Source organism: Bradyrhizobium ganzhouense, from assembly GCF_049949285.1.
Lineage (GTDB): Bacteria > Pseudomonadota > Alphaproteobacteria > Rhizobiales > Xanthobacteraceae > Bradyrhizobium > Bradyrhizobium ganzhouense.
This window is the reverse complement of sequence record NZ_CP181318.1, coordinates 1,524,370-1,537,460: the sequence shown is the minus strand read 5'-3', so window position 1 is coordinate 1,537,460 and position 13,091 is coordinate 1,524,370. Positions and strand designations below refer to the sequence as shown.

At 63.5% G+C, this 13,091-nt stretch carries 4 protein-coding genes and 1 pseudogene; 2 read left to right on the top strand and 3 right to left on the bottom strand.

What is annotated here, in order from left to right; genetic code table 11:
* Positions 1 to 10: 10 nt before the first annotated feature.
* The 3 genes from ACLFLU_RS07230 to ACLFLU_RS07220 are packed head-to-tail and all read right to left on the bottom strand — an operon-like array spanning position 11 to position 7,292.
* Positions 11 to 3,295: a UvrD-helicase domain-containing protein gene (locus ACLFLU_RS07230; RefSeq protein ID WP_426411616.1), complete on the bottom strand. Its 3,285-nt coding sequence runs from the start codon at positions 3,293 to 3,295 to the stop codon at positions 11 to 13.
* Positions 3,292 to 5,943 carry a PD-(D/E)XK nuclease family protein gene (locus tag ACLFLU_RS07225; RefSeq protein WP_426411615.1) on the bottom strand — a complete coding sequence of 884 codons (2,652 nt, stop codon included), beginning with the start codon at positions 5,941 to 5,943 and terminating at the stop codon, positions 3,292 to 3,294. The genes ACLFLU_RS07230 and ACLFLU_RS07225 overlap by 4 nt, the downstream gene beginning before the upstream one ends.
* A 17-nt stretch (positions 5,944 to 5,960) precedes the next feature.
* Positions 5,961 to 7,292, bottom strand: a complete 1,332-nt coding sequence (locus ACLFLU_RS07220; RefSeq protein WP_426411614.1) for a hypothetical protein — start codon at positions 7,290 to 7,292, stop codon at positions 5,961 to 5,963.
* A gap of 204 nt (positions 7,293 to 7,496) precedes the next feature.
* Between ACLFLU_RS07220 and ACLFLU_RS07215 the strand changes: the two are divergent.
* Positions 7,497 to 8,836: pseudogene (locus ACLFLU_RS07215) on the top strand (hypothetical protein).
* Between the two features lie 232 nt (positions 8,837 to 9,068).
* Positions 9,069 to 13,085, top strand: coding sequence for a hypothetical protein (locus ACLFLU_RS07210; protein WP_426411613.1), 4,017 nt, complete (start codon positions 9,069 to 9,071; stop codon positions 13,083 to 13,085).
* Positions 13,086 to 13,091: the final 6 nt, after the last annotated feature.

The following is a 13,091-nucleotide window of genomic DNA, read 5'->3' as shown; positions in this document are numbered from 1 at the left end:
CAGGTCTTCCTCAGTTTGCGGGTTCGACCCACCGAACCCGTCCGAGGCTCATATAGACCAAGGCGCCGCGCGGCGCGCCGGTTGCCTCTAGATAAAGCCGAAGCTGGTCTACATGGTCGGCCAGTTGCTGCGTGCCCGGCGAGATGTCGCTCTTCCAGTCCACGACCACCTCGAACGCGCCATCCTCTGCGCGAACCGCAGCGTCCACCCGGCCCGCCATCGGCTGGGCTTCGCTCGCTGGCCCGATCACAGCATAGATCGGCAACTCCGCACGCAGCCGCGGCCGCAAACCGGCAACATCGGGTAAGGCGAGCGTGCGAAGCGCAGTCTGGGCAAGTTCCGCAACATCCGCGAGGCTCTCATCAGTCTCGCCCGGAGCGAGGAGCTGGGCGGCCAGCTCGCGCGCCCGCCCGGCGAGCGCGCCAGCCTCTTCAACCAAATCCTCCTCCAGGATTTCCTCCATCAGCTTGTGCAGCACCAAGCCCCGCAAGCGCCCGCCAGTGGCGATCCATGTCTCCTCCTGGTCGATGGAGTCCGAAACGACTTCTACCCTCTGGGCTCGGTCGGCATCGTGGTCGCTGGGCCGCAACCAGGTAATGGGCGGACTCGCCGCAGCGATGCGGTTCGCCTCCTCTGCGAAGGTCGCAGCGTCCTGGCCATTGGCAGGCGGATCGCCCGCGGCTGTCGGGCCCCCCTCAAAAGCGTCCAGATTGATCTCCGGCAGGCCGGCAGCGCCAAGGTCAAGCACGCGCCCCCAGGAGCGTGCATTTGCATCCGGATGATGAGGTAAGATCAAGAAGTCCCGGGCGCGCGTGCACGCCACATACCAAAGCCGCACCCTTTCACGTTGCTGACTCTCTGCATCCTGGCGGACCGTCTCGGCAAGCTCTGGCGCCGCGATGTCACCTACCAGCCAATGGAGCGTGCCGCGATCGGGATGGCGGACAAATCGGTCAGGCGAGCGCGGTTGCACCACGCCGTTGATGGGGATCACAATGGGCCATTCGAGCCCCTTGGCGCTGTGCATGGTGACGATCGAGACAGCATCGCCATCGACATCGCCCCAACCCTCGGACGCCTCGCGGTTATCACGCCAGTCGGCGTGGAGATCCGCAGCAAGCCGGCGAAGTCCACGGACCCCGTAGCGAGCCGCGCGCTCCAGGATGACGTCGATATTGGCCGTGGCCGCTGCCGCGTGACGCGGATCATCGCGCAGGGAGATTGCGACGCGTACGCTGAGCCGCTCGATCGCCTCGCCGAGCAGCTGTGCCGGGCTGGTGAACCGCGCACGACGGCGCAGCGCCACCAGATCGGACATCACCGCACGCGCTTCCAGATCGGCGATATCGTCGAGCGGGGTGGCCGCCGTAAAGACACCTGGCCGCCCGTCCCGCTCAGGCAGCGCCGCGGCGATGTCGAGCAGGGCCTGATCGGTGAAACCGACCAATGGGCCCCTCATTAAAGCGCCGAAGGCGGCAGTGTCCTTGGCGTCTGCCAGCACCCGCACCAGGGCAATGACATCCAGCGTCTCCTGGCGGCGATAGAGTCCCTTCCCAGCCTGGGAAGCGATGGGAAGTCCGACCCTGCGCAACGCACGCTCGAACAGCCAGAGGCTGTTGCTGGTCGGCACAAGCAAAGCGATATCGCGCGCGAGCACCGGCCGGATTCGGCCATCAGTTTCTCGCAGGAGCCGTGCACCCACCAGCTTTGCGCAGACTGCTGCGACCGCGTCGGCTTCCTCGATCTGCAGGGCCTCGCGTTTGGAGCCCGGAGGCGCCGCGATGGACAGCCGGGTAGCGCTCGGGCGCGCCGGATCGTCTCTTCGCGTGGCTTCCAGTTCGACATAACCCGGCTGCGACACCGCGTTCAGGGCAGCCCGGAAAACACTGTTGACATAGGTGAGCACTCCTTCGCGCGAGCGGAAATTGGCGCTTATCTGGAGAACATTGTCGGGCCAAGCCCGCACGATCACGGCTTTGGCGACCTCGTAGTTGGAGATGTGAGCGCCGCGGAACTGGAAGATCGCCTGCTTAGGGTCGCCAACCAGGAAGAGAGCGCCGGCGCGGGGCGCGAGCTCCGTCCAATCCTGGGCTGGCTCGGACGCCGTGATCCGAAAGATGATATCGCACTGGCCAGGATCGGTGTCCTGAAACTCATCCACGAGCAGGTGGCGATAGCGCGCCGCCAGAGCCAGCCGAACCGATTCATGGGCGTGCAACAGTCGCCGGGTGCGGATCAGAAGATCATCGAAATCGAGGAGCGCCGCCCGGCGCTTGTAAGCGTCATAGTCGGCCAGCACCTCGTCCAGCTCCGGGAACAGAGTGGCGAAAACGCCGCTGCTGATCGTGCCCATTAAACGCCGATAGGCTGCGTCGGTGAACTCGTAGGCCGCCACCAGCTCACGGTGAACAGCTGCAGCCGTCGGCGCCGGCGTTCCGAGATGCCGAGGGCGCTGGAGGTCGAAAGAATCCTTCGCCATACAGTTCAACCGGGGCGGATGGGCCATTCGCCACAGACGGGAGAAGTCAGGCACGACCGCGAAGCCGTCTCGAAAGTGATGGTCCAGCGCCTCCAGGTTCCGCAGGACGATGGTGGTGCGATTGTCGGCCGGTGCAGCGGCCGCAGCCCGTCTGAACGTGTCCACCGCGTCACTGAACGCAAGGTCCGGCCGGCTGGTCAGGTCCACCACTGGCGCCGTCGCGTTGCGATGTTTGCGCCGGAAATCAGCCATCTCGCGCAAGGTTTTCGTCGACTTGCGCGGATCGCGCTGCGCCAGGATCGCGATCGGATCGTCCAGCCGCCCGCCTTCGCCAAGCCGCCGGCCGAGCCAGGCCTCGAACACCTGTCCGAAAGCCAGTTCTGCCCCGTCCTTGTCCAAGACCACCGCGCCGGGGTCGACATCGGCCTCGACGGCATAGCGGCACAGGATCTCTTGGCAGAAACCGTGGATAGTCGCGGTCGTCAGGGCGTCAAATCCTGCCGCCGCCGCTTCAAGGGCGCGATGCTGGTCATCGCCGAGTCCCGCAGGAAGAACCGCCTGCAGCGGGCGCGGGACCCTCTTCGCCAAGAGGTCCTCGATGGTCTCGCGTACCCGGCCGGCGAGCTCGTCCGCCGCAAGCCGCGTAAAGGTGATGGCGGCAATCGACGCGGGCGGCACGCCGCTCGCCAACAGCAGTGCAATCCGTCCGGCCAGCAGCGATGTCTTGCCCGTGCCGGCGGCCGCCTCCACCAATAGCGTCGAACCGAAGTCAGACAGAGCCCGCACCCGGGCCGAAATATCCCGAGGCTCGGTCATCGCGCCCGCCACACTGCAGCGAAATCGCCGAATGCCCGACGAAACGCCACGTCCTTGATCCTGGTGAAAGGCTCCCCGATAGCGGGCAACGCGATACGCAGGTCGTTCCAATCCTCCCAGGGATCATGCGGACCCGGCAAACTGGTCCCAGCCCGGATGAGGGTCACACCGGCCTTGAGGTGCTGAACAGCGTCAGCAAGCGCCTGATCCAGATCTTCACCTCGAAGCGGATAAGGCTGTGGGTTCTCCTCCGCCAGAAACACTAGCCGGGTCTGGATTCGAGTCTCCGGCCGATGGTGGGCGACGGCCACTGCGTATAACACGCGTTGCAGTTCGGTGCTGCCTCCCAGCCGCAGGTCGTTCGGCGCCTTAGGAACCGCTCCTGTCTTGTAGTCGGTGACGCGAGCTCGCCGATCGCCGGTGTCGAGTTCGAGTCGATCGATGGCACCGCGTATCGCGAGCTGCACGCCGGGCACCGGAACGATCTCGCGCGGATCCCATGGAGCGTTTGGGTCAGCCTCGATTCCATCGGGGTCCCCGAACCGCACTTCGGTCCAGCTGCGGGTACCTGTCTCAAAGCTCGGATCGAGCTGCAAGGCGCGTAATGCCACCGTCCGGGCTTGGTCAAGCGTGTAGCGCCACAGCAGCGGCGGCGGCGCCGGCCGTTCGAGCGGCCAGTCGACAAGGACCGCGGCGCTGGCCGTGCCTAATGCCGCTTCGAGCTCGTCAGCAGATGCCCGGCCGAAGCCGGGTCCTTGCTCCAGAACATTCACGGTCCGCTGGAGCAACCGGTGAACCAGGTCGCCAAAGGCTCGCGGGTCCAAGTCGAACGCCGGGTCAGTAACAACGGTCTCCCGCCAGCCGAGGGCGTAGCGCCAGACGAATCCCTGCGGGTCGCGCAGCAGCCGCCGCAAGGAAGTTGCCGATTGCGGCTGCTGCAACGCGCGGATCACCACCGGATGATCGGCTTGGATAATCCCGTCATGCGCTCCGACTTCGGCCGATCGGCGGGCCAGCCAGCATCCGATGGCGCGGGCGACGCGCGGGTTCTGCCGCGCCTCCGCGGCTCGAGCGGCCAGCCGGTCCGCAGCGCTAAAGGCGTGCTCAGGAATACGCTGACGCGCCAGCCGAACCGGTGTCAGGTTCGCGGGCAAAAGCGGACTGGGCGTCTGCAGGCCTCCGCGGGCGTTGCGCCGACTGTAGGAGAGGGAAAGGTGCTCGGCGTAGCGCGCGATCGAAGCGAACGCCCACCGATCGGTCTGTGAACGCGTCGGCGCATGATCGTCGTCCAGGGAGAGGATATGGTCAGGCAGGAGCGGATCGGCGGAAACGCCTCGAGGCCAACCGCCGGCGGTGAGGCCAATCAGCCGCACGAAGCGTCGCGGGGCGCCCGCCAGATGCGCAGCCGGGCACCAGACGATGCTGTTACCCGGATCCGCGCCATCGGGTGTGCGCAACGTCGCTAGCGAGAAAGCCAGCGCCTCCGCCGGCCCAGCCCGCATGGCGGCGCTCCAGACCCGAGCCGCCGGGGCCGGCAGAAGCCGTCGACCGGCCTCCTCAGCTGCCGCCCATCCCCGGCATATCAGCTCCAGGGCCGGCAGGAGCAACAGCGCCGGCCGGGCTCCATCGGTCCGCTGCGCCTGAGCCAGGTCGAGCACCCGTCGCCAATGGGCGAAGTCGTTGAGATGTACGTGGCTTGGAACTCCGGCCAACGGATTGTCGGGCAGCGCGTCCAAGGCGATGCAGCGCCGCACGCTATGGGCCAGCCAGCGCCGTACCCGCTCCTGCGATAGCCCTTGCCCCAGGAGCTCAGCTAAAGCCGCGCATGCCTGCCCGTCGACCGTCGATAGGATCGGCGTGCCGTGCGAGAAATGGACAGGCAACACGGCGCTCGCCACGAGAGTTTGCATGGACTCATCCCAAGGCCCGGGTGCGGCCGTGGCGATCGCGATCTCTTCGGGTTTAGCCGCCCCACTCGCGATCAGCGCGCGTGCCCATCGCAAGGCCTCGACCACTTCAGCGTGAGGATCGGCACATACCCACGCGGTCACAGTGGTCAGCCCGCCGCCTGGCTCTTCACCAGGTAGCCCCGTCACACGCGTCACCTCGCCGAGAGCCGCAAGCAGGCTGCGCCAGACCGGTGGAATCCAGACGATGTGCTGAAGAGCAACGGGTCCGAGCAGATCGGGGGCAAGGCGGATCCGCGCGATGGCGGCCACCGCCAAGTCAGGCGGTGTCAGGATGCCGGGTCCGAGGCGCGTCTTGACCCTGCTCTCGATGAGGGCCAAGTCCGAGACCCGCGGTGTAGGCGCCACCGAGGACAGATCGAACCCTGCTGACCACAGCCGCTCGAAGGTCCGCACCAAGGCGCGCACCGTCCCGGGGAGGCTCTGCAGCGGCGTTAGTTCCGCGAATCCGCCTTCGGCGAGTGCTTCGGCGAGCGCAGGCTCCAGCTCCTCTCTTTGTGCGGGGCGCACAAACCCTCCTGCCAAGCGAGCGGCCAATTGGGAGAGGCTCACGATCTGACGTCCGACCGCCCCCTCGCGCGCTGCTTTCAATCGCGCCATGCGCAGGGCGAGCGGACCGTCGACGACAACGGTCCGGAACAGATCCGATTGCGCTTGTGGCCTCTGGCTATCGGTCGCCATCGACGTTCCTTCCCCAGTCACACCAGCGCAGCGCCCTTGTCGAGAAGATCGTCGAGCACGCCCTCTCTTGTCGTAATTGGCCCTCTGCGGATCACGAGAATGAGTGCCTCGACCACCTTGCGGGCCAGCGACCGCGCCATCACCCGCTCCTGTGTCGAGATAGCAGCTACGGCACGGCCATGCAGGAAAGCGCTTCTTATATCGAAAAGCTGCTCATACTGGTTAGCATAAAGACGATCACCGAGTAGACCCGCGACCCGTACCCGCATTCGATTCGTGGCGCGCATCCCCTTGTGTCGATCAGGCGCAACGCGGAAGCTCTTCTGATAATCCGCCCGCAAGCCGAGCGCCGCCTCGATCGTCGTGATGTGCGCAAGGAATTCGTCCACGCCGTCGGCCAGGAACGCGCGGACGAGGAAGTGGGCGACCGGCGTCTCAAACAAGACTGATCCCTTTGCCTGTTCGACGGTCGCCCACCGGCTCTGGTCCCAGACAGGCAGCTCGGCTTTCGCATCCTCCTCCAAGTGCAGCTCGACCGGGCGCTCTTCCTCGTATGTCTTGCCAAACCCGTCGTCGTAGACCCGGTCCTCCCAGCTCAGGGTGTCGGGGGACGGCGGCCAAACGGGCCGAACAAAGATGTCGCTGTCGATCGTGTAGACCCATGGCACGCGGAAGCCGCGCCAATCGACTTCCTGCATGGTCGACCAGCTCTCCCAGGGAGCGAGCAGGAGGAAGAACAATGCTTTCTCCAAGGCGCTCGGGAAGCGCCCTTTGTGCGGTTCGATCCGCCCCAAGTCCTGGCTCAGGTCCATGAACAGGACCGGGACCGCGCGCTTCTCAGGCTCCTGCCCGAGCGCCACGGCCTCTTCGACGATTAGCCAGTGGAATTCGGAAAAGCGCTCAGCATCGAAGTCCTGACGCGGATAAAGCCGCTTCAGCCGGTGCACATCGATCAAGCCGCGCAGCTCGTCCGCGCTCAACCGGCACACCCTGACCGGGCCGAATGCGAGCGGCGGCAGGTCGGCAGCAAGATCGAGCGGCGCCAGGTGAATGCGCCTGGCATGGGTGGCCAACAGCGCCGCATCCAGTCCCTTCGCTGCTTCCTCCACCGACAACGCAAGATGGGACGTTTCCTTCTGCAGGTGACACGGAAGGCCCAGGCTTCGCAATGCAGTCGAGAGCGCGAAGTTCGGCCCATTTTTGCCGGCGTTCGTATAGCCGTCGCGGCAAGTCTCGCGCAGCCGCACGAAGGCGGGATGCGCGAGAATATTGTCAGGCCCCGGCGGACATAGCCGCCAGAGCTCCGTCATCGCCGCAAGCATCGCCGTGCTCGGACCAGTCTCACCCATCAGGAGATCCGCAACCCGACAACCAGCACCTGTTTCATGCGTCGTTCCTTTCCCCGCCTGCTCGGCCGCTTCTCTCGCTTTCACTTCCAAAAGCTTCCCACGGCCAGCTCGAATAAAGTCGCATTCCGGCTGAATTTGCGATCCGAATGTTATAAAGTGCAGGCGATTCCAAAAGCTTGAAGCCGACTTACTCAAACATTTTCAATGGCCACCAACCTTCGCATTTTAATCGCCGATGTATTGCAGCCAATGACCCACACGGAGCTTAGCCAGGCTCCGCTTGAGATCGCGGGCTTGGTTGTTCCCGCCGGTGAAGGTCTTTCAAAGCGCCAACGTATCGACTCGGCGCTTGCCAACCTCACCGAGATGGATTTGGCGCAGTTGGCTTTGAAGTTTGCGGTTCATCGTGGCGACGTTTCTCTCGACGAGGCCGGCCGAAAGGTGTTGGAAGCCAACGACCCGCCTATAACCCAGATCACCAGGCGCGATGTCGCACGGGTCTTCGGAGACGATCTCGCTGGCGAGCGTGGCACGGTGGAGATGGTCGAACGTTATTTCCCACTTTCCACGCCCATTGAAGACTTCTTTGGAAGTATGGCTCGAAGCAAGGGTGCCCGTCAAAGCTTGCGCGATAAGATCACTCGGCACATGGATGACAATCCAGGTGACTGGTCGGTCGAGCATCTATTCGGGGAAATCGGTGCATTTGACTGCTCCAGAGCTCGGTTCGGCGCGTTGCTTGAGGAAGCTGTCCACCCCCTCGCCGGTCGGGCGAGGAACAGTTGAAGACGGTCGCGACCCTCAACAAAATACTCGCGCGCGATGGATACGAATTGGTGCAGGAGAGCGAACTTTCCGGTCACCCGATTTTCATTTTCCGACCTCTCGTGCGGGGTGTTGGCGGCCGGCCCAAAAACCTGATCTTCGCTTCTCAGGGTCCGAAGCCTGAGATCGGGTTCGCCGACGCCATAAACAATGACATCGTCATCCTCTCTGGCGAGGAGAGCTGCTTGGTCTATGATCGGCCCATCAGTTCAAACGGTGTGCTCTGGTCCGAACTTGTCGCGTGGTGGAGCGATATCATGCCAGGCGCCAATGCGGCAAATCTTGGCGCGCGCCTGCAGAAGTCTCTGTCGTCAGATGCAGAGCACAAGCTTTTCGCTACGTATTTCAAGGTTTTCCACCCCGCTTTGGGTGAGACGTTGCCTGCGCTGTTGCCGCAGGTCTACCTTCACTATGATCCCGCTATCGTAAAAACCCTGCGCCATCGCCTGCCGCTTCGGCGACAGCGGATGGACTTTTTGCTCCTTCTCCCGGGACGCCAGCGCATCGTGCTGGAGGTGGACGGAAAGCATCATTTCTCGCAAAAGGACCGCCCGTCATTGAAGGTCTATGCAGACATGGTGTCGGCCGACCGAGAGTTACGCCTCGCCGGCTATGAAATTTACCGATTTGGAGCGAATGAGCTGGTCGGCGACGACGCCGAATCGAGGATTGCGGATTTCTTCAAGAAGCTATTCCGACTGCATCGCGTCGCGCGATGACCCTACCCCGGTCACCGCTGGCCAGGAAATCGTTAGCTGGCTATTGCTTAACGCCAAGGATCGAGTGTCATGGTGCAGATTCGCAATATCGAGCTGTTGCGGTTCGGACTCGGCCTCCAATCATAATCGAGCAGATTAGCGATCCAAGACTGATCGAAATGGGTGCGAACTGTTCTGAAGACCAAGCGCGAAACGGAGGAGTGCCGGCCGCGCCCGTGCTGGAGGAGCTCTATTGACGAGCATTTTCGGGTCAGGCCCAGGCCTCGATGCACCGGAAGGCGATGTCGCTCGGCAGGCGACCGCTGCGCTACGCGGCTATGGTTATCAGCTCTATGCATCCGGCTTGGCCTGGATAGGTTTGGGGGATGGTGAAATCCTCTATCTCGAAGTGGCTGAAGACTATGCGGTCGCGGCGCGCGACGCGCTCGAAGGAACCCAGGTCAAGGACACTGGAGGCAGCGCGAACATCACTCTCCAGTCTGCGGACGTCCGCGCCGCAATCGACTCCTTGGTAGATCTCGTGCACCGCAACCCCAAGCGCGTCGTGTCGCTTCATTATCTGACTACGTCCGAAATCGGCGTGGAGCGGAGCGTGGCGCATCGGATTGCTGGAGGTGCCGCACTTCACTATTGGCGCCGGGCCGCGGCGGGAGCCGATGTCGGGCCCTTACGCTCGCTGGTAGCCGCGCTCGATTTGAAGGCGTCCACGAAGCTCTATCTCGAAGCACTTCCGGACGAAGGGTTCCGCAGCGATTTCCTCCGACGCATTCACTGGGATTGCGGTTCACCCGGTATCGCAGACGTGCGCGCCGAGCTCGAGGCTGGACTTATCGAGTATGTCGCATCAGCAAGACGGCTCTCAAGCCATACCGGTAGGGCCGTGGTGCCGGCGACGATCGAGCGCTTGCTGATGACGGTGGTCTCCGACAACGCACGGCAATTACGACGTGCCGACCTGCTCGAGTTAATCGACAAGACGGCCATCGTTCCCGTTCCGTTGGAGCAATTAACCGCAGCGTTCCAGAGCAGCAGCGCCGGCACGACCTTCACCCGTCCAACCTTGCTTGTCCCGGCGAGCGATTTGCCTCTTCCCCCGATTCGAGCTCCCCGAGCGATCTTGGTCGCCGCAATCGACACGGCACGCCGGACCGCAGGGATAGCCATCGCGAGTGGCGCGACCGGACTGGGCAAGTCTCTCGCTGCGCGTCTCGTGGGCGAGCACGGCGGCGGGGTGTGGTCGATCGTCGACTTCCGCAACCTGTCGCCCTCCGATACCGCTGCACGACTGTCGCTTCTGCAAGGCGAACTGGCAGCCTCCCCCGCAACGCATCTCATCCTGGATGACGTGAATGAGATCGACGAGCCTGCGGTGCGGGATGCACTGTTACGCGTCGTCGCCAGTCTTCGGCGTCGCGATTGCACCGCGATAGTCACAAGCTATCGCGCGCCTACCAGGACGACACATCACCAGTTAGCACCAGAGGCGCCTGCCACAATCGAGGTCGAATACCTCTCGGACGACGAGGTTGTTAAACTCGTGGCGCTGGCTGGCGGCGACGCCAAATACGCCGGTGCCGTCTATCGCGCGGCGGCACGGGGCCATCCCCAACTCACCATGGCAACGCTGCTTCATCTGAAGGCGGCGAATTGGTCGCGCGCATCCGTTGCTGAGGTATTGGGCGGGCAGCTCCCCGGTGAACTGGGCCCGGAACGGCGCGCAGCGCGGCAACGATTGACAACGGCGCTCTCGACAGATGCACAGACGCTGCTCCTGCGCGCCAGCCTGATCCGTGGCGGGTTCGACCGAGCTCTGGCGCTAGAGATCGCTGGCCTCGATCCCACCATTGCGCTTCCCGGTCTTCTGCTCGATCAGCTCATCGGGCCGTGGATCGAAACATATCGTAAAAAGCGACTGCGAGTTTCGCCATTGCTGGAAGATGCCGCGGAGGAAGTACTCACCGCCGCAGAATGTCGGGCCGTCCATCGCCGCGTAGCGGACTCGATGATGCGAAACAGGGACATCTCCGTATTGGATGCGTCGGCAGCGCTGCATCACGCGCTCAAGAGCGAGGAGGGTGACCTCGTATTTGCTTTCGCGCACAGCGTGATTACCTGCCCGGTGGGCGTGCTGGATGTGCTCGCTCCTTTCGTGGGCGAACTCTTGATCTTCGGGACCGACACGCCGATCTTCCCTCGAGACCTTGCGGCGTCGGCGATGTTGCGATTGGCTCAATTGCTCGCCCTCATCCCCTATGGGACATCCGAAAATGCTCGCGCCGCCTGGAACGCATTCGAGCGCGAGCGCGTCCACCTAAAGGGACCGGAACTCATCGAGGGTTTCGCGCTATCCAAGCTCTTGCTCCATCCACGAACCGGCGAGCTTTTTCCCGATTGGTTGGAGATCCTACTTCGGTTCGATCGGCTGCTGAGAAGCTCACCCAAGCTCGCCGAGGCCAACCGAAACTTCAGTTCGCCGGCCGGCGGCGATCCGCATGTGAGTGGCGTTTTGTTCGCAGCGCAGCTTGGCAATATCCGCAGCGTTGCCCGTTTCAAGGAAATCTTGGAACGGCTCGATGGCGAGGAGCCCGCGACACGCGATCAGATCTTCTCGTCCTTCCAACCTGGGCGCGGCGATATTTCGATTTTGGTCAACCAAGCCTGGCTCAAGGAATCGCGCGCCGAGACGTTCGATTGGGAGGCCGCTGCTCGCGACTATGCTGCTTGCGCGGACCTTGCGATGCGATGGGGCAATGCGATGCTCGCGACACGCTGCGCAATTGCCCAAGCGATCTGCATCGATGAGAATGGCGACGACGTCGAGCAAGCCCTTGCCTGTCTGATCCAGGCTGAAGACAAATTTGGCTTCGACATCGCGCTTTCGCGTGCGCGCGCGAAGATCCACTGGCGCAGGCGCGATCATGCAGCGGCGCTCCCGCTGCTGACTGCAGTTGCGGAAGCTGGGGGCCAAGACACAATCGAAAAGGCTCATATCGCCCGCGAAGCAGGCATAAGCGCTGCGACCCTGGGCGAGTGGGCGGCAGCGCAACAGTGGTTTGAACGCGCCCAAGTCGAGGCGTCCAAGCTTGACAAAATACCATCGGTACGCGCCATGGCGATCGGGTTGCTCGCCGATACCGCGCAGGCTGCCTATCGCGCCAGCCGACCCGACATCTCAATCGTCAAGATGCGTGACGCCCTCTCCGCCCTGTCCGGGGTCGATGCGGAAGGTACGCTGGCTGAAGCCTATTGCCGCCGCGTCGTGCCAAATGGTTTGCTTTGGCTCTATCGAGAAATCACTGGGACCAAAGCAGGCGGCGAAGAGGAGGTCTTCTATCCGCCGGGCTGCGGCAGCAACACCGAGCCGCTCGAGGCAATCCGCGAGCATCCTGTCATTGCGCTTGATCTCGGGTTCTACCTGCTGGCCGATGCGGACCAAGCACTCACCGAGCCTACCGGTTTCTATCGCAATTTTCGCGACTATCTAGTCGAGGGGCCGATTGTCTCTTCAGAACTGTCGACGGTGATCGCCGAAGATCGTAGGACCATCGCAACGCACGATCCAGCCCATTTCGTCGAGCGCGTTCGACGGCATGCTTCAGTGGCACGCATGGTTTCCTCCGGCGAGGGGCTCGAAAGTGGCGACGCACTTAAGAATCCCAGACGCGGCACGATTCCTTTGGCTACGATCGGCGAGCCCGCCGAGGCGGATCTGCATCGAGCCGCCGAAGATTATCTGCTGAGCTTCGCCACGGCTGCGGCTCTCGCCCGCGAGTTCCAGGCGATCGATGCGATTGTCGAGGAAGGACTGGCGTCGCCCGAGATCGAATCCATTCATCCTTTGCTTCGACGGATGGGGGGCGACCTCACGGCAATCGCGACCGATCGAGATGGCGCGGCCAACGCGATCTGGCTACTGCGAGAGGATCTAACGGCGCGCCCCGCCGAGTTTTGCTGGGCAGCGGCATGGCTGCTGTTCCATGTGAACGCGTCGCGGCTCCGCAGTGGTGTGGCCGAGCCGCTTGTGGCGTGGATCTTTGCCGGGTGCACTCATCTTGTCAGCAACGCTCGATTCCGCCTATCGCTCCCGGCGACCACGGTGCCGCCAGTCGAGGCTGTCCTTGCGCGGTCCGAACGAACCATCGCGTCTGCCGCCGAACTGCTTCTCACATTCGCGCCCGCAGCGGGGACCCGGTTCGTTCCACAAGCAAGATCAACGCTGGAGGAGATTGCCGGAATCTCGCCTGCGTGAAGGGCG

What these genes read in the sequence shown, in the direction of transcription:
- ACLFLU_RS07230 (WP_426411616.1), bottom strand. Translation starts at nt 3,295, where the DNA reads ATGACCGAGCCTCGGGATATTTCGGCCCGGGTGCGGGCTCTGTCTGAC.
- ACLFLU_RS07225 (WP_426411615.1), bottom strand. Translation starts at nt 5,943, where the DNA reads ATGGCGACCGATAGCCAGAGGCCACAAGCGCAATCGGATCTGTTCCGG.
- ACLFLU_RS07220 (WP_426411614.1), bottom strand. Translation starts at nt 7,292, where the DNA reads ATGGGTGAGACTGGTCCGAGCACGGCGATGCTTGCGGCGATGACGGAG.